The 16,775-nt window shown below is 38.8% G+C and carries 18 protein-coding genes; 17 read left to right on the plus strand and 1 reads right to left on the minus strand.

What is annotated here, in order from left to right:
* The first annotated feature begins 130 nt into the window (after window positions 1–130).
* The 3 genes from ACNHOZ_RS15895 (at window position 131) to ACNHOZ_RS15905 (ending at window position 2,750) form a co-directional block, all read left to right on the plus strand.
* Complete coding sequence (locus tag ACNHOZ_RS15895) at window positions 131–1,147, plus strand: CAP domain-containing protein (RefSeq protein ID WP_048020009.1); 1,017 nt, start codon at window positions 131–133, stop codon at window positions 1,145–1,147.
* An 84-nt stretch (window positions 1,148–1,231) separates the two neighbouring features.
* Window positions 1,232–2,008: a sporulation protein YpjB gene (locus ACNHOZ_RS15900; protein ID WP_028414091.1), complete on the plus strand. Its 777-nt coding sequence runs from the start codon at window positions 1,232–1,234 to the stop codon at window positions 2,006–2,008.
* A gap of 64 nt (window positions 2,009–2,072) precedes the next feature.
* Entirely contained in the window at window positions 2,073–2,750 is a 678-nt protein-coding gene (locus tag ACNHOZ_RS15905; protein WP_013056088.1) for a zinc metallopeptidase, read from the plus strand.
* Window positions 2,751–2,779: 29 nt separating this feature from the next.
* On the opposite strand, the gene ACNHOZ_RS15910 is transcribed toward ACNHOZ_RS15905, so the two are convergent.
* Window positions 2,780–3,646 carry a YitT family protein gene (locus tag ACNHOZ_RS15910; RefSeq protein WP_028414090.1) on the minus strand — a complete coding sequence of 289 codons (867 nt, stop codon included), beginning with the start codon at window positions 3,644–3,646 and terminating at the stop codon, window positions 2,780–2,782.
* 312 nt (window positions 3,647–3,958) lie between these two features.
* On the opposite strand from ACNHOZ_RS15910, the gene ACNHOZ_RS15915 reads away from it, so the two are divergent.
* The 14 genes from ACNHOZ_RS15915 to ACNHOZ_RS15980 all read left to right on the plus strand — a co-directional run bounded on the left by ACNHOZ_RS15915 (window position 3,959) and on the right by ACNHOZ_RS15980 (window position 16,642).
* Complete coding sequence (locus tag ACNHOZ_RS15915; RefSeq protein ID WP_013056090.1) at window positions 3,959–4,288, plus strand: nucleotide pyrophosphohydrolase; 330 nt, start codon at window positions 3,959–3,961, stop codon at window positions 4,286–4,288.
* Window positions 4,289–4,301: 13 nt separating this feature from the next.
* A complete protein-coding gene (dapB, locus tag ACNHOZ_RS15920) occupies window positions 4,302–5,102 on the plus strand; it encodes a 4-hydroxy-tetrahydrodipicolinate reductase (protein ID WP_013056091.1) in 801 nt (266 codons plus the stop codon).
* Between the two features lie 12 nt (window positions 5,103–5,114).
* The gene (gene mgsA, locus ACNHOZ_RS15925; RefSeq protein WP_033578417.1) at window positions 5,115–5,513 is read left to right on the plus strand and encodes a methylglyoxal synthase; all 399 of its coding nucleotides are present in this window, start codon (window positions 5,115–5,117) and stop codon (window positions 5,511–5,513) included.
* 10 nt (window positions 5,514–5,523) lie between these two features.
* Window positions 5,524–6,234, plus strand: coding sequence for a bacillithiol biosynthesis deacetylase BshB1 (gene bshB1 / locus ACNHOZ_RS15930; RefSeq protein WP_028414088.1), 711 nt, complete (start codon window positions 5,524–5,526; stop codon window positions 6,232–6,234).
* Window positions 6,235–7,362, plus strand: a complete 1,128-nt coding sequence (gene bshA / locus ACNHOZ_RS15935) for an N-acetyl-alpha-D-glucosaminyl L-malate synthase BshA (protein WP_048020008.1) — start codon at window positions 6,235–6,237, stop codon at window positions 7,360–7,362.
* Window positions 7,363–7,377: 15 nt separating this feature from the next.
* Window positions 7,378–8,571 carry a CCA tRNA nucleotidyltransferase gene (locus tag ACNHOZ_RS15940; protein WP_063247546.1) on the plus strand — a complete coding sequence of 398 codons (1,194 nt, stop codon included), beginning with the start codon at window positions 7,378–7,380 and terminating at the stop codon, window positions 8,569–8,571.
* Window positions 8,556–9,545, plus strand: a complete 990-nt coding sequence (locus ACNHOZ_RS15945) for a bifunctional biotin--[acetyl-CoA-carboxylase] synthetase/biotin operon repressor (protein ID WP_013056096.1) — start codon at window positions 8,556–8,558, stop codon at window positions 9,543–9,545. Before ACNHOZ_RS15940 ends, ACNHOZ_RS15945 begins: the two co-directional genes overlap by 16 nt.
* Before the next feature lie 273 nt (window positions 9,546–9,818).
* The gene (panB, locus tag ACNHOZ_RS15950; RefSeq protein ID WP_047751378.1) at window positions 9,819–10,652 is read left to right on the plus strand and encodes a 3-methyl-2-oxobutanoate hydroxymethyltransferase; all 834 of its coding nucleotides are present in this window, start codon (window positions 9,819–9,821) and stop codon (window positions 10,650–10,652) included.
* A 1-nt stretch (window position 10,653) separates the two neighbouring features.
* Window positions 10,654–11,511 (plus strand): pantoate--beta-alanine ligase, encoded by an 858-nt coding sequence (gene panC, locus ACNHOZ_RS15955; RefSeq protein ID WP_048020006.1) that lies wholly within the window; start codon window positions 10,654–10,656, stop codon window positions 11,509–11,511.
* Window positions 11,512–11,895, plus strand: a complete 384-nt coding sequence (gene panD / locus ACNHOZ_RS15960) for an aspartate 1-decarboxylase (protein ID WP_028407965.1) — start codon at window positions 11,512–11,514, stop codon at window positions 11,893–11,895.
* Between the two features lie 202 nt (window positions 11,896–12,097).
* Window positions 12,098–14,899 (plus strand): ATP-dependent DNA helicase DinG, encoded by a 2,802-nt coding sequence (gene dinG / locus ACNHOZ_RS15965; protein ID WP_063247545.1) that lies wholly within the window; start codon window positions 12,098–12,100, stop codon window positions 14,897–14,899.
* Between the two features lie 87 nt (window positions 14,900–14,986).
* On the plus strand, window positions 14,987–15,784 hold the full coding sequence (locus ACNHOZ_RS15970; RefSeq protein ID WP_047751376.1) for a hydrolase: 798 nt from the start codon (window positions 14,987–14,989) through the stop codon (window positions 15,782–15,784).
* A gap of 187 nt (window positions 15,785–15,971) precedes the next feature.
* Window positions 15,972–16,142, plus strand: a complete 171-nt coding sequence (locus tag ACNHOZ_RS15975; protein WP_013056102.1) for a YpmA family protein — start codon at window positions 15,972–15,974, stop codon at window positions 16,140–16,142.
* An 11-nt stretch (window positions 16,143–16,153) separates the two neighbouring features.
* Window positions 16,154–16,642 (plus strand): cell wall elongation regulator TseB-like domain-containing protein, encoded by a 489-nt coding sequence (locus tag ACNHOZ_RS15980; RefSeq protein WP_013056103.1) that lies wholly within the window; start codon window positions 16,154–16,156, stop codon window positions 16,640–16,642.
* Window positions 16,643–16,775: the final 133 nt, after the last annotated feature.

The raw sequence follows: 16,775 nt of genomic DNA on the forward strand, positions 1-16,775 counted from the left end.
TTCATACCGATAGCTATTTTTTTTTGAATGCATGTATAATAGAGATAAAAATAAGTTAAACAGGTAAAGAAAACAGGTGTAAGGAGAGGAAGAAAAGCTGAAAAAAGTTATTTTTATTCTCGTATTAATAGTGGCATTTGTATACGCGGAGGATTATTTACCTCAGCTAGAAAAATATCTAACGGGTCAAAATATTGAGCAAAACCAAACGGATTCCAAAAGTCAGCCCACCCAAGAAGTGGCTTCTTATGAAAAACAAAGTGAAAATATGATGAGGCTCATTGGAGATCATTCAGAACAGTTAATTGGAATGCTTGGAGAGCCGGATCGTATTGATTCTTCTGCATATGGCTATGACTGGTGGATTTACAAAAAGAATCGTCAAACGTATGCGCAGGTAGGAGTAGAAAATAATCAAGTTGTATCCGTATACGTCATTGGTTCAAGAACAAATACAGATCCTTTTGAGATTGGTGAGAAGCGAGAAGAAGTGGAAAAAAGAGTTTCACTTTCATCCGAACTCACGCTTCAAAAAGACGGAAATGAATACCGATTTCGTCTGAGTGAAGAGGATATGAAAATGCGTCCCATTATTAAATATGGAGATGTATACGTCCAACTATATTTTGATCAGTTCCTTAATACAATCTCAAGTATTCGAATTATGGATATGGACACGCTATTAAAACAGCGTCCGTACGAAATTGTTTATCGCGGCGAGCTTCCAACAGCTCCGTCATTGACAGCAGAGGAGTGGAAAAGTGTCCAAGAAGGAGAAGAGCAGCAAATTATCGATATTACAAATGTAATTCGAGACCGTTTTCAGCTGTCACCTTTAGCTTGGGACGAAGCCACTGCCGGAGTAGCTTATTTACACAGCAAAGAAATGAGTGACTTAAACTATTTCTCTCACGTTTCACCAGCACAAGGTGATTTAGGCAACCGTCTGCAAAAAGGTGATGTAGTATACCGTATCGCGGGCGAAAATATTGCCTCGAATTATCAGGATGGAATCGCTGCGGTTGAAGGGTGGCTTAATAGTGAGGGACATCGTAAGGCTTTACTCAATAAAGAGTTTACGCGTCTTGGTGTAGGTGTATATGAGAAGTATTATACGCAAAACTTTATCACTCCGATGAATGAATAGTAAGATTAAAACTTCCTTTTGAAAATAGGTCTACTCTTGTCCTCTTTCTCATAAGTTTTAGTAGAGGTTAGAGGAGGGACGAGAATGAAAGGAAGAATAGTAGGAATATTGCTCGTACTTTTCTTTGCATATACGACTACTGTACATGCAGCTGAAGGGCAGTGGGAAAAGCTTGATAACTTATCTGATCAAACGCTATCGCTTGTAGAGCAAAAGGAGTATAAAGCAGCCCAACATTTGTTCAGAAATTTTTCGAATGAATTTACCAGTCTCAATACAGCTTCTTTGGGCGTATCGGCCGAAGATATACGTATTTTAACTCTTTGTTATGAACAGGTAGAAAGGTCTCTTTTATCTTCTGATTCCAGTGATGAAGAACGTCTTCAAAAAGCTACTCAATTTCGATTATTAGTCGATGCGCTGCACAGCAAGCATCAGCCTATGTGGACTGAACTCGAAGGCAGTATGCTAGCAACATTTAAAGAGATGCGAAATGAAGCAGTAAAAGGACAACAGGCGGCTTATGAAGCGCAGCTTAAGCAATTTTTAAAGGAATATGATATGATCTTACCGAGCGCGCAGGTAGACGTGTCGTCTCCCTACGTACAGCGTGTGAGCGCAGACGTTCACTTTTTACAAAGTGAAGGAACGCTAAGTGAGATTAACGATGACCAGTTCAACCAAATGGAACAAAATTTAAAAGATTTTTTTGAACAAGTAAAAGAAAATCGTACGGACCCGTCTTTTATTTGGGTTACAATTACCACCGGAAGTATTATTATTGCTACACTTTTTTATGTAGGAGCGCGAAAATATTTCGCTGACCAGAAAAGAAAGTCAGCCAGAGGGCGTAATGATTGACGTAAAAGCGCAGAATTGTCTAAAATAAAAGAGTAGTCAAACACATAATGAAAGGTGTGGGTAAATGAGCTTTTTGATTTATTTTCTCATTATTATCCTTGTGCCAATTTGGGCACAGTTTAAGGTGAGAAGTGCTTACAAAAAATATTCACAAGTAAGCAACTCATCAGGAATGACAGGCGCAGAAGTAGCAAGAAAAATTTTGGATGAAAACGGATTGTACAACGTTCACGTAGAGCCTGTAGGCGGATTTTTATCCGATCACTACGATCCTCGCTCAAAAGTCATTCGTTTGTCAGAAGACAACTATTACGGAACGTCTGTCGCAGGCGCTGCCGTTGCGGCTCACGAAGTGGGACACGCGATTCAAGACAAAGAAAACTATTCGTTTTTACGCCTTCGCCACTCGCTTGTGCCGGTGGCAAGCCTTGGATCAAACGCTTCTTGGATTTTAATTATGATTGGAATTATCGCGTCGATTAAGCCGTTGCTATTGTTAGGTATTATCTTCATGGCAGCAGCGGTCGTATTCCAAGTTGTAACACTGCCTGTTGAATTTAACGCTTCAAGCCGAGCGATGACGCAAATCGTCTCAGTCGGAGCGATTCGAAATGACGAAGAGCGCGAGACGCGCAAAGTGCTTAACGCAGCGGCTTTAACATACGTAGCAGCCGCAGCAGTAGCAGTTCTTGAGTTGGTTCGTTTAATCATGATTTATACAGGAATGAATAACGACGACTAATAAAAAAATACCGCATTAGCGGTATTTTTTTATCTTTCAAGCGGTTTTTTATTTTCATCAAGGGTAAATCCTTCACCTAAGACATCATGAACATCCGTAACTGCAACGAAGGCGTGTGGATCTACAGAAGTAATAACTTGCTTTAAACGGAAAATTTCATTTTTACTAACAACGCAGTATAGCACGTTGGTATCTTGCTTAGAAAAAGAACCCTGTCCTTTTAAAATCGTCACGCCTCGATCCATTTCTTTCATAATTTTATCCGATATGGCTTCGTTATGATTCGAAATGATGGTTGCGCCTTTGGCCGCATACGCACCGTCTTGCATAAAGTCAATAACCCGTGCAGCGACAAAGACTGCAACAAGTGTGTACATAGCTTCTCGGTAGGATAAATAAATGAGAGACGCACTAATTACAATAAAGTCAAAAAGAAACATCGTTTTCCCCATATTCCACCCGATATATTTTTGAACAACACGGGCAATGATATCGACTCCTCCTGTTGTTCCTCCAAACCTGAAAATAATGCCAAGACCCACTCCAATAAAAACACCGGCAAAAAGAGCTGCTAGAGTCATATCATGGCGCAGGGGCATATTCACCGGAAAGCGCTGGAATATCCATAAAAATAGCGATAAGCTAACAACTCCGAGCATGGTATAAATAAATGCTGTTCTCCCTAATAGTTTCCACCCTACAAAAAACAAAGGAATATTTAACACTAAGTTAGAATAAGAGGGATCAATGTTAAATAAGAAAAATAAAAGCAGGGTAATGCCTGTGAATCCACCTTCAGCTAAATTGTTTTGCATGTTAAAATTAACAAGTCCAAACGCAAATATAGCAGAACCAAGCAGTATAAAAATAATATTTTTTAATCTGAGACCTTTCATACTTACAAACCTCCTATGACCGTTTTTGCACTACCTTATCATAAAGGAATATATTTCATTTCGTAAATAACTATCGAAAAGATTTTTGAAAATAGTAAAAAGTGATGATGTTTCTTCTAGTGCTATGTATTAGTAGTATCCTCAATTCGTAAAATATAGACAGATTTTTGAGAATTAAGGGAAACGTGAGGAATATTGTGAAAGAGCATCTGACAAAGGCGTGGTAAGAAGAAGTAATTACACTAAATAATTTGAAGTAAAGATGTTATAATAGTAAGCTGAGTGTACTTCTAAAAGAGGTGGAATAAAAAGATGTCAAAAAAAACGATGGAGCAAATGCAGCAAGAAGTTGATGCATATATTAGCCAATTTAAAGAAGGATATTTTAGTCCTCTTGCTATGCTTGCGAGAATGTCGGAAGAAGTGGGCGAATTATCGCGCGAAATTAACCACTATTATGGTGAAAAGCCGAAGAAAACGACTGAAGCAGAACGTACGGTCGAAGAAGAAATGGGCGACATTTTATTTGTATTAATTTGCTTTGCAAATTCATTAAATATTGATTTACAAGAAGCGCATGATCGCGTTATGAATAAATTTAATACGCGTGACAAAGATCGCTGGACGAAAAAAGAAGACTAAGGAGAGAAAAAGAATGGACAAAATTCGAATTGTACTTGCAGGACCAAGAGGTCGTATGGGAAAAGAAGCTGTATTATTAATAGAAGAAACAGAGCATTTTGAATTAGTAGCAGCGGTGGATCGTATCAATGAAGGAAAATACATAAGTGATATTGAAGGAATGCCAAATGTACAAGCGCCGATCTACACGGATATTGAAAAATGTTTTCAAGACGTTAAGGCAGATGTTTTAGTTGATTTGACAACACCTGAAATTGGACGCGTTCATACTAAAACAGCTTTAACATATGGAGTACGACCTGTTGTAGGAACAACTGGCTTTTCAGAAGAAGATTTAAAAGAATTAAAGCAGCTTGCTGAAGAGAAGGAACTTGGCTGTATCATTGCACCTAATTTTGCAATTGGCGCTATTTTAATGATGAAGTTTTCACAAATGGCAGCTAAATACTTTGATGATGTAGAAATCATTGAAATGCATCATGATCAAAAGTTAGATGCACCATCAGGAACAGGCTTAAAAACAGCGGAGCTGATCAGTGAAGTTCGTGAAGCAAAAAAACAGGGCCACCCTGAGGAAAAAGAATTACTAGAGGGCGCACGCGGTGCAGATTATGAAGGAATCCGCCTACATAGCGTACGTTTGCCAGGACTGATTGCTCACCAAGAAGTGATGTTCGGAGGATTTGGACAAACGTTAAAAATTCGTCATGATTCATACAACCGCGCTTCTTTTATGTCAGGTGTGAAGCTAGCTGTTGACACAGTTATGAACGTAGACACACTTGTATATGGGTTAGAAAATATTATTGACTAAGGAGCGAGAAAAATGAAAATCGCCTTAATTGCACATGATAAAAAGAAAAATGATATGGTACAATTCACAACAGCCTATCAAGCGATTTTACAGGAACATTCGCTGTTCGCAACAGGAACAACAGGAACGCGTATTTCAGAAGCAACAGGTTTGCAGGTTCACCGCTTTCAATCAGGACCGCTTGGAGGAGATCAGGAGATAGGAGCTTTAATTGCTCAAAATGAAATGGATATGGTTATTTTTTTCCGCGATCCGTTAACAGCTCAGCCTCATGAACCTGATATTTCAGCTCTGATGCGTCTATGTGACGTCTATGCGGTTCCTCTTGCAACGAATATGGGAACAGCAGAGATTTTAATTCATGGACTTGAACGAGGCGATTTGCATTGGCGTTCAATTATAAAAAAATAGGGTGAAGATAATGAAAGAAACAATAGATATCCTTGCCTTTGGTGCTCATGCCGATGATGTAGAAATCGGCATGGGTGGAACCATTGCAAGAATGAGTGAACAAGGTTTGAAGGTAGTTATTTGCGATTTGACGCAAGCTGAACTTTCTTCAAATGGAACGGTTGAAATTCGAAAACAAGAAGCGTCTAAAGCAGCTGAAGTCTTAGGTGTTCATGAGCGAATTCATCTGCATTTGCCAGACAGAGGTTTGTTTTTAAAGCCAGAATATATAGCTGAAATTGCATCAGTCATTCGCACGTATCAACCAAGGATTATATTTGCTCCTTATTTTGAAGATCGTCATCCTGATCATGGAAATTGTGCAAAGCTTGTAGAAGAGGCCATGTTTTCCGCTGGCGTTAAAAATTATATAGATGATAAGAAGCAAAAAGCTCATCGTGCGGAGTCTCTATATTTCTATATGATAAATGGATTTCATAAGCCAGATTTTATCGTAGATGTATCAAGCACGTTTCAAAAGAAAGTAGCTAGTCTAGAGGCTTATGAAAGTCAATTTATAAAAACAGCAGATACGTTTGATACGCCGCTCGTAAACGGATATATTGAAACGGTAGAGAGCAGAGAGCGATTATTTGGCAAAGAAGTCGGGATAGCTTACGGTGAAGGTTTTTTATCTAAAAAACCGATTTTGATGTACGACGATTTAGTAGGTGGAAAATAAATGAAGTTAAAAATTGGTATTACATGTTATGCTTCCGTTGGAGGTTCAGGAGTGGTAGCAACGGAGCTAGGGAAGCTGCTGGCTGAAAAGGGGCACGAAATTCATTTTATTTCCTCTAGCATGCCTTTTAGATTGACGAAAGTATATCCAAATATTTATTTTCACGAAGTAGATGTAAATCAATACTCCGTCTTTAAATACCCTCCGTATGATCTCGCTTTATCCAGTAAAATGGCTGAAGTGGCTAAAAGAGAAAAGCTTGATATTATTCATACGCACTATGCAATCCCCCATGCCGTTTGCGGGATTTTAGCTAAACAAATGGTAGAGCACGAAGTGAAAATTGTGACGACTCTTCATGGAACAGATATTACGGTTCTAGGAGAGGATCCATCGTTAAAAGACTTAATTAAATTTGGAATTGAGAAATCAGATGCAGTGACGGCTGTATCTCAGTCACTTGTTGATCAAACTCACCATTTAATTAGTCCAGATAAAGAAATTGAAACGATGTATAATTTTATTGATGAACGAGTTTATCATAAAAAAGAAGTTCAGTATTTAAAAGCGGAGTATGGCATATTAGAAAATGAAAAAGTCGTTATTCATATTTCAAACTTTCGTCAAGTCAAACGAGTTACAGATATAGTCAAAACATTTGCTATTATTAATGAAAGGCTTCAGTCTAAGCTGCTGCTTGTAGGAGACGGCCCTGAAATGACGGTTGTGTCTCAATTGGTAAAAGAGCTAAATCTTCAAGATTCTGTGTTATTTCTTGGGAAACAAGAAAATGTAGCAGAATTATATTCGATTAGCGATTTAAAACTGTTATTATCTGAAAAAGAAAGCTTTGGGCTTGTACTTTTAGAAGCTATGGCTTGTGGTGTTCCATGCATCGGAACAAATATAGGCGGAATTCCTGAAGTAATTGAACACGAAAAAACAGGATATATTTGCGAAGTTGGAGACGTCGAAGAGGCAGCGAGCAAAGCAATTCAGCTACTTGAAAATGAACAGCTGCATCACCAAATGAGGGAAGCGTCTCTAAGCGCAGTTAATCATAAATTTCATTCAACAGAGATTGTGAGTCAATATGAAAAACTTTATTATAAATTGGTACAGGGTTGAAGAATGGAGGACGTTATGAAAGAACCGTTCATTCATCCGCTTTATATTATTGAAAAACTGGAGACAGCCGGTTACGAAGCGTATTTTGTTGGAGGAGCGGTCCGGGATTTCATTTTAAATCGGACGATTGGAGATATTGATATCGCTACGTCAGCTAGGCCGGAACAAGTGATGGAACTCTTTCCTAAGACGATTCATGTAGGAATTGAGCATGGTACGGTTGTCGTTGTTCATGAGAACGAGACCTATGAGGTGACCACTTTTCGCTCTGAGGGAGAATATGATGATTTTCGTCGTCCCTCGTCCGTTACGTTTATTTCGTCTCTGATAGAAGATTTGCAGCGTCGCGATTTTACAATTAATGCAATGGCTATGAATGCAAAAGGAGAAATTATTGATCCATTTAATGGAAGGGAAGATTTACGAAACCAGTTAATTCGTACTGTCGGAAATGCTAAAGAACGCTTTCATGAAGATGCTCTTCGTATGATGAGAGCCGTTCGCTTTGTCAGTCAGCTGGCGTTTTCGCTGTCTGATCAAACTAAAAGAGCCATTCAGCAATACGGTGAACTACTGAGGCATGTTTCTATTGAACGCATTACAGTTGAATTCGAAAAAATGCTGAGCGGAAAGCGGCCGTCTTTAGCATTAGCACTTGTAGCAGATACGGAGCTGTATCGCTACTTGCCCGAATTGAATGTAGATCCGCAAAAATTCCGATCTGTTTGTGCACACGATTGGATGATGCTTCAGCGAGTATCGGAGTCATGGACACTTCTTGTACATCTGCTCGACATTCAAGACAAGCAGGCATTTTTTAAAAGCTGGAAATTATCTAATAAGCAAATTAAAGATATTCAGCTTCAGTCTATTGGTCTTCGGGACGTTTTGGAAAATGGATGGTCAAAACGCATCATGTATACAATTGGAGAGCAGGCCAGCGTGAGCGTGAATCGTATTTTACAACTTCTTCGAAGCAATGAGTATATGAATGAACATGAGCTTCTTTACATCTATAGCGAGCTGCCTATTCATTCTTTAAAAGATTTAGATATAAATGGTCAAGATCTTTTAGTATGGACAGGTAAAAAGGGTGGTCCATGGGTGTCTCAACTATTAAAAGAAATTGAGGAGAAAGTTCTATACAATGAGTTAATGAACACGAAATCTTCAATAAGAAAGTGGGTGCAGTCTTGCAGTCAGATATAAGAAGAACGCTGCTTGAAATGTTTACGAACGCAGATGGGGACTATGTGTCCGGCCAAAAAATCAGCGATTTATTAGGCTGTTCAAGAACAGCTGTATGGAAGCATATCGAAGAGCTGCGAAAAGACGGCTATGAACTTGAAGCTGTTCGTAAAAAAGGCTATCGCATTGTTGGGAAGCCGAACAAAGTAAGCAGCAACGAGCTTTTATTAGGGCTTCAAACAACAAAAATCGGCCAGTATATTCACTATGAGGAAAGCGTGCATTCTACTCAAAAAATTGCTCATCGAATTGCTCAAGAAGGAGCAAAAGAAGGAACGGTCGTAGTTGCTGAAGAGCAAACGGCAGGAAGAGGAAGACTTGATAGAGCGTGGTACTCCCCAAAATATACTGGTGCCTGGATGAGTATTATACTGCGTCCTTCTATCCCTCCGCAGCAGGCTCCTCAGCTGACTTTACTATCAGCAGTGGCTGTTGTACAGGCCATTCAAGAAGTGACGAACCTTTCTCCAGACATTAAATGGCCGAATGATGTTTTATTAAATGGGAAGAAGCTAGTTGGGATTTTAACGGAAATGCAGGCTGATTTTGACCGGATTCATTCGGTCATCATTGGAATCGGCATTAATGTGAATCAGCAGGAAACGGATTTTAATGAACAAATCAAACACATTGCCACATCTTTACGTATTGAAAAAGGTGAAGAAATTAATCGTGCCGCTTTGATGCAAGCGTTTTTCTTAAAGTTAGAAACCCTTTATGAAGAATACTTAAAAAATGGCTTTGGTTTAATTAAAGTTCTTTGGGAAACGTATGCAATCAGCATTGGAAAGCGAATTATAGCACGGACGATGACAGCCAACATTGAAGGCTTTGCAAAAGGTATAACAGATGAAGGCGTTTTATTGATTGAAGACGATGAAGGTGTTATACACCGAATTCATTCTGCAGATATTGAGCTCTCTGCTAAAAAATAGTAGAAAAATAAAGAAATTTTTATTATAATACGAGTATCAAGGTAGTATCGAAAGAACTTCACTTGATACTCGTTTGTTTATTTTTAATATGACAATAAATCTGCCTTGATCCATTAAGGACTAGGACAGAGGGATGACGCGTAGGTAAGCACATTAGGTAAAGTGTGCTTTTTATAGATGAAGTCTGTCAAAGTCCTTCTTCCTTTTATAGGTAGAAGGGCTTTTTTGTGTGCAGACGTGCGCTCATCTCCTCTGAGAAGGAGGAGAAAGTTAGTGAAAACAAAATTAGATTTTTTACGTATGAAACAAAACAATGAACCAATTGTGATGCTGACTGCGTACGATTATCCGTCAGCTAAGTACGCTGAAGAAGCAGGCGTAGACATGATTTTAGTAGGCGACTCTCTAGGAATGGTCGTTTTAGGATATGACTCTACGATTCCTGTAACGGTAGATGATATGATTCATCATACAAAAGCGGTTAAAAGAGGGGCTAGTGATACATTTATCGTCACCGACATGCCGTTTATGTCCTATCACGTGTCGAAAGAAGACACGATGAAAAATGCTGCTCGCATTATGCAGGAAAGCGGAGCTCATGCTTTAAAAGTAGAAGGTGCAAACGATGTTCTCTATACAATTTCAGAATTGACGCAAGCTGGTATTCCGGTTGTTGCACATCTCGGGTTAACACCTCAGTCTGTCGGTGTTCTGGGCGGTTATAAAGTGCAAGGGAAAGAAGCGAAAGAAGCCAAACAGCTAATCCAAGACGCAATCAAGTGTGAGCAGGCGGGAGCTATTGCTGTTGTATTGGAGTGTGTTCCTAAACAAGTAGCAAAACAAGTAGCTGAACGCTTAAGCATTCCAACAATCGGAATCGGAGCAGGAGCTGAGACGGATGGTCAAGTACTTGTATACCACGATGTATTAACGTACGGCGTAGAGCGTGTGCCCAAATTTGTTCAGTCATTTGCGAAAATAAATGAGCCTATTTTACAAGGGCTTTCTCAGTATGTAAGTGAAGTGAAAAAAAGAGAGTTTCCGAAAGAAGCACATACTTTTTCAATGAAAGAAGAGCAGTTAACGGCACTGTACGGAGGGAAATAAGATGAAAGTCATTACAACAATTAAAGACATGCAGCAGGAGATGAAAAAAGAAAAGCAGCTTGGACGTTCAATTGGATTTGTCCCGACGATGGGCTATTTGCATGAAGGTCATGCTACTCTGCTTGGAGCAGCTCGCACAGAAAATGAAGTAGTGGCGCTAAGTATTTTTGTGAACCCGACTCAATTTGGACCAAATGAAGATTTTGATACGTATCCAAGAGATTTTGAACGCGATGAGCGCGTGGCAAAAGAAGCTAACGTCGACTATTTATTTTATCCTTCAGTAGAGGAAATGTATAAGTCAAGCCGTTCAGTTGCTATAACCGTGAGAGATCGTGTAGACGTATTGTGTGGACAGAAGCGTCCCGGTCATTTTGACGGAGTAGCCACGGTACTAACAAAGCTTTTTCACATTGTAACACCAGATCGTGCATACTTTGGTAAAAAAGATGCGCAGCAAGTTGCTGTAGTAGATGGTTTAATTGAAGATTTTAATTTCCCGGTGGAGCTTAGAGCAGTAGATACAGTGAGAGAAGCAGATGGATTAGCTAAAAGTTCTCGTAACGTATATTTAACAGATAAAGAAAGAGAAGAGGCACCTGTTTTATTTAAGAGTTTACAAAGCGCTCTGCAGCTTCTTGAAGGTGGAGAGAAGCAAGTAGAAATCATTAAAGGGACCATTCGAAAAGAAATTGAGCAACATACGAGCGGTAAAGTGGATTATATCGAGGTTTATACGTATCCAGAGCTAAAACCAATTAAGAACGCCGCTGGAAAAATCATTATCGCTTTAGCTGTTCAATTCTCTAAAGCTCGTTTAATTGATAATGTAATTGTAGACGTACAGGGGGATAACTAAATGTTTCGCACGATGATGAACGCTAAAATACACAGAGCTCATGTAACTGAAGCCAACTTAAATTATGTTGGCAGCATCACCATTGATGAAGATATTATCGACGCAGTAGGAATTGCAGCAAACGAAAAAGTCCAAATTGTAAACAATAATAACGGAGCTCGCTTGGAAACGTACGTGATTCCCGGCGAACGAGGGAGCGGCGTAGTTTGTTTAAATGGAGCTGCTGCAAGACTCGTGCAGCCTGGAGATATCGTCATCATTATCTCTTATGCGCTCGTAGCAAATGAAGAAGTAGCTCACCATCATCCAACCGTAGCGATTATGAATGAGCAGAATAAAATCCAACAATTGCTTAAACAAGAACCAGCTGGTACAATTCTATAAGAACAGTCCCCCTTTATGAGGGGGATTTTTATTTGAATACATACGCTAGTAAGTGAACGGTATAAACCTCTATACACACTAAAGTAAAACTTCTATGTATGAAAGCCTCTCTGTTTTTCACGAGAAGGAGTTGCGCTTTTAAAGCATATAGAGCAGGCTTTCACTTTATACTATAAAAAGACAGACTTGCGAGGTGTTGACCGTGAATAAACGCTTTGTTGTGGTAGATCTTGAAACGACGGGACATTCTCCAAAACAAGGAGATAAAATGATTCAATTTGCTGCTGTCATAGTAGAAGACGGCAAAATTGTTGAACGTTTTTCTAGTTTTTTAAATCCTGGTATGGATATTCCGCCTTTTATTACACAACTAACTAACATTCAAAATGATATGGTGAAAGATGCGCCTTTATTTGAAGAAATTTCACCTAAAATTATAGAATTGCTAGATGATGCTTATTTTGTTGCACATAATGTGGCATTTGATTTAACTTTTTTACAAGAAGAACTCTATCAGTGCGGGATGGAGACGCTTTATAATTCAACCGTGGATACCGTCGAACTGGCCCGGATTCTGTTGCCTACAGTTGATGGGTACAAACTTAGTCAATTAGCTGAGTATTTACATATTGAACATGAAAACCCTCATCAAGCAGATAGTGATGCAGAAGTAACGGCACGTATTTTACTTTTACTAATTGAAAAATTAAAGAAGCTCCCTTTAACAACCTTGAAGCAGCTATACGCGCTAAGCTTACACTTTAAAAGTGAAATTGGAGAACTGATTCAACAAGTTATAGATGATAAAAGTTATGCCGAGGATGATTCTTATGAATTTATACACGGCATTGCGCTAAACAAATATCAGCCGCATTCAGCTAATGAAAAGCAGCACTCTCATACTTACGAAATATTTGAAACTGAAAAGCAAAAGCTGTTCCATCAGGCTCTGCCATTGTTTGAAGAACGAAAAGGGCAGTGGGAGATGATGAACTTTGTACAAGAGTGCTTTGCAGGCAACGAGCATGCTTTAATTGAAGCGGGGACCGGTATTGGTAAAACCTACGCTTATTTAGTTCCTGCCGTGTTTTATGCTTCTGTTCATCACCACCCAGTCATTATCTCAACTAACACGGTAACGCTTCAGCAGCAAATCATCGAAAAAGATGTGCCCATTTTAGAAAAGATTGTGCCATTTCCTGTCACAGCAGCTGTTTTAAAAGGAAGAGAACATTACATTAGTATAAGAAAATTCATTCAGCTCTTAAAAGAGCGAAATAATAATTACGATGCGATCCTCACAAAAGCGAAGCTGCTTATTTGGCTGACGGAAACGGAAACGGGCGACAGCGATGAAATAAACCTGCCTTCTGGGGGCAAACTTTTTTGGGAACAGCTAAATGAAAGCAATCCGTCTCCAAGTGACTTTAAGCATCCCTGGAAACTTTATTCTTTTTATGAACGAGCGCAGAACAGAGCGCAAAATGCCCATATAGTAGTGACAAATCATCGCTTGCTGTTGATGGATGTGATGAGTAATCATGAGCTGCTGCCTGATTATAAACAGGTTATTATTGACGAGGCTCATCACTTAGAAGACATTGCCGGAGAAGAACTAGGAGAGCGCTTAGATTATTTTGCGGTTCATGCGCTATTAAACCGAATCGGAACCATTCAAGACAAAGGGCTGTTAAAAAAAGTTCATCATACGCTTGTAAAATATAGCATCGAGCTTAACACTGAACTTCTTCAAAATCTGTTTGTGCAGCTTCATTCTGAGTGCGATGACTTATTTCGTTTGATTCATTCTTTTGTTCAAAAAAGAACGGGCAATCAGCAGGGCGAGATTGGAAGAAGCAGCTATCGGTATAAAGTGGAAAAAGAGCATGGGCATTACTGGACGGCCATTCAAGAAGCAGCGTCGCGCATTCGTTTTTTAATTCACGATCTTTTTACATGGAATGATGGGGCAAGACATTCCTTTGACGATCTATATGACAAAGCCACAAAAAATGAACAGTCGTCTCTTCATGAATTTCAAACGGCTGTTAAAGGATTTGAGCATATATCTCAGCAAATAGAAAAGCTTTTGTTCAAACAGCAGAGCAATTACGTAACGTGGTTTGAAATTGAGCCAAAAGGAGCAGCAAATGCTACGTATATCTATAGTCAGCCTACTTCCATTGCCGATACGCTGGCTGATGAATTTTTCGCTAAGAAACAAAGCGTTATTTTAACATCGGCTACATTGACGGTGAATGGAACATTTGATTATTTAATTCAAGAGCTAGGGTTATATGACTTTCAGCCTGCTCAACTCATTCTTCCTTCCGAGTTTGATTACGAGAAGCAAGCTAGAGTCTATATTCCTCAGGATATGCCTGCTGTTAACGAAGTATCATTATATGAGTATAGCGCTATGATGGCAGAAAGTATTCTTGACGTAGCCAAAGTAACAAATGGCCGTATGCTGGTGCTTTTTACTTCATATGACATGTTGAAAGCTACATATGGTTATTTGAAAGAGTTAAACGATCTTGAAGAGTTTGTCCTGCTTGGTCAAGGAGTCACAACTAGAAATCGCAATAGACTGTTAAAAGACTTCAGTCAATTTGAGCATTCCATTCTTTTGGGTACAAACAGTCTGTGGGAAGGAATTGATTTGCCAGGAGATTTATTATCATGTCTCGTAATAGTCAGACTTCCTTTTTCATCTCCAAATCAACCTCTGTTGACAGCTAAATTTGAGCAGATGAAAAAAGAAGGGAAAAGTCCCTTTATGAATTATTCACTTCCTCAAGCCGTTATCCGTTTTAAACAAGGATTTGGACGGTTGATTCGTTCAAAAAGTGACCGGGGAGCTATATTTATTTTTGATAATCGTATTACGCGAACAGCATATGGATACCATTTCCTTCACTCGCTTCCAAAAGTCCAGGTTGTTCAAAAAACGTTTTCAAATATCTTACTGGACTACAAAGAATGGTGGAATGAAAAGACTTGAGCATAGCTTAAGTCTTTTTTTATGCATACTGTTTCTTCACTTGAGAGACGATAGTAATATACTATGATAAGCAAATGAGGACAGTGTATGATTAAAATATTGCTAAGTGCTGTACTGTTTTTTAGTTTTATGACCTGTTCGGTTTCAGCAGCCGTCATTAAAAACGTAGATTTTGGTTTGCAAGCTGATGAAGTAGTGATCACCTTTCTGCCTCTTTCAGATGGAGAAGCAAGTCTGATTCAAGACGGAAGCGGTGAGGCGATTTTAGTAAATACGGGGAGTGCATCTTCCTATCCAGAGCTAAACAAGTGGCTGCAGCGATATAAAGTAAAAAAAATCAACCAATTAATAATTACGAAACAGCAAAAGTACTATGATTCAAATGTTCAGCGAGCTGTGAAGGATTATCATATAGAGCGTATTATTGTGCCGGCTCAGTACCAGGCGGAATTTCAAACAGAGAAGTGGAAAGAAAATGATTTATTTCAGTTAACGGATAATATACACGTTGATGTCTTGCATGCATCGAAGCAAAAAACAGCGGCTATGGATCTATTATTTACGATTGGAGAGCACCGAGTTCTATATGCCATGAGCGGCTCAGATGAAGTAGAGGAAAAGTTTTTACGCATTCCCCTTACTCATGTAGATATATTGAAAATTCCTAATTTTGGAGAGGGAACGTTTTTTTCGAATACATTTTTGAAGCAATTAGATATACAGCTTGCCGTTGCGTTTACGAAACCAGGGCGTTCCTATTCCCCTCGACTGCTTTCAAATTTAACAGCTGAATGGATTGAATTATATGACGTAAGAGAGGGGAGCGCTTACTCTATTAAAATGTCGCTAAAATCCTATGATGTGATGAAATTTTCTGCAAAATAAACAAATTTCCTTTTGCAAAAAGAGGTAAATTCCTTATAATATTATATATGTTTACTTATTTATTCGGTTTTTACGCAAAACGTACAGGCTGGATTGATGAGTGAAAAAGATGACGATGGTTTTTGATACCTGTTATAATACGGATATCGTCATTTTGCGTCGTGATAGACGAGCTAGGAGGTTTACAATGGAAAGCAGGATTGAAGTATTATCAACTGTCCGCGTGGAAAATTCCTCGGATTTATATAAAATTGTTGATAGTTTGAATCGCACGTTGAAAAAGCAAGATTTGATGTTCGGATTAGCGTTAGATGAAGAAGATCAAAGCAAAGCTGTATTTACAATTTATCGTACATAAGTAGGGATTTTATGAAAAAGTTAATTATTGTAGCGGTAGCTGCTGTGCTTTTAATTATCGGAGGCATTTCTTTTAGCATTTATCACTCGTCTGTGAAGGATGTTCAGTCTGCTGAGGAAAAAGCAGCATCCCAAGCAAAAAAAGAATTTAATTTGAAATCTGTCACAAGCACCCAGCCATATTTCGGCAATCATGCATTTTATGTAGTAGAAGGTACAAACCGAAGCAATCAAAAGGTAATTGCTTGGATGCCTAAAAGCAAAAAACAAACAGCTGTTTTAAAGAAAGCAAGCAGCGGGATCACAAAAGAGAAAGCCATTTCCATTGTGAAAAATGATAAAAATCCGCAGGAAATTAAGTCGGTGCGCCTAGGCATTGAAAATAAAAAGCCGCTGTGGGAAGTAACATATGTGGATAAAGATAAGAAACATTTAACATACTATTATCTTGATTTCTCTAGCGGTGAATTTATAAAACGATACAGCTTATCTCAATCATAAATCGTTTATACCATATGAAATACCATATGTGTCATAATATAAGATTTCAGCGCTTTATGAAAATGAAGCCAATTTTTTATCTATAATCAGCCTGCGGGCTGATTATAGCTTTAGTTCATAGGGGGAGATTTTA

This window comes from Priestia sp. D51 (genome assembly GCF_053345675.1).

What these genes read in the sequence shown, in the direction of transcription:
- ACNHOZ_RS15900 (WP_028414091.1), top strand. Translation starts at nt 1,232, where the DNA reads ATGAAAGGAAGAATAGTAGGAATATTGCTCGTACTTTTCTTTGCATAT.
- ACNHOZ_RS15905 (WP_013056088.1), top strand. Translation starts at nt 2,073, where the DNA reads ATGAGCTTTTTGATTTATTTTCTCATTATTATCCTTGTGCCAATTTGG.
- ACNHOZ_RS15910 (WP_028414090.1), bottom strand. Translation starts at nt 3,646, where the DNA reads ATGAAAGGTCTCAGATTAAAAAATATTATTTTTATACTGCTTGGTTCT.
- ACNHOZ_RS15915 (WP_013056090.1), top strand. Translation starts at nt 3,959, where the DNA reads ATGTCAAAAAAAACGATGGAGCAAATGCAGCAAGAAGTTGATGCATAT.
- dapB (WP_013056091.1), top strand. Translation starts at nt 4,302, where the DNA reads ATGGACAAAATTCGAATTGTACTTGCAGGACCAAGAGGTCGTATGGGA.
- mgsA (WP_033578417.1), top strand. Translation starts at nt 5,115, where the DNA reads ATGAAAATCGCCTTAATTGCACATGATAAAAAGAAAAATGATATGGTA.
- bshB1 (WP_028414088.1), top strand. Translation starts at nt 5,524, where the DNA reads ATGAAAGAAACAATAGATATCCTTGCCTTTGGTGCTCATGCCGATGAT.
- bshA (WP_048020008.1), top strand. Translation starts at nt 6,235, where the DNA reads ATGAAGTTAAAAATTGGTATTACATGTTATGCTTCCGTTGGAGGTTCA.
- ACNHOZ_RS15940 (WP_063247546.1), top strand. Translation starts at nt 7,378, where the DNA reads ATGAAAGAACCGTTCATTCATCCGCTTTATATTATTGAAAAACTGGAG.
- panC (WP_048020006.1), top strand. Translation starts at nt 10,654, where the DNA reads ATGAAAGTCATTACAACAATTAAAGACATGCAGCAGGAGATGAAAAAA.
- panD (WP_028407965.1), top strand. Translation starts at nt 11,512, where the DNA reads ATGTTTCGCACGATGATGAACGCTAAAATACACAGAGCTCATGTAACT.
- ACNHOZ_RS15970 (WP_047751376.1), top strand. Translation starts at nt 14,987, where the DNA reads ATGATTAAAATATTGCTAAGTGCTGTACTGTTTTTTAGTTTTATGACC.
- ACNHOZ_RS15975 (WP_013056102.1), top strand. Translation starts at nt 15,972, where the DNA reads ATGGAAAGCAGGATTGAAGTATTATCAACTGTCCGCGTGGAAAATTCC.
- ACNHOZ_RS15980 (WP_013056103.1), top strand. Translation starts at nt 16,154, where the DNA reads ATGAAAAAGTTAATTATTGTAGCGGTAGCTGCTGTGCTTTTAATTATC.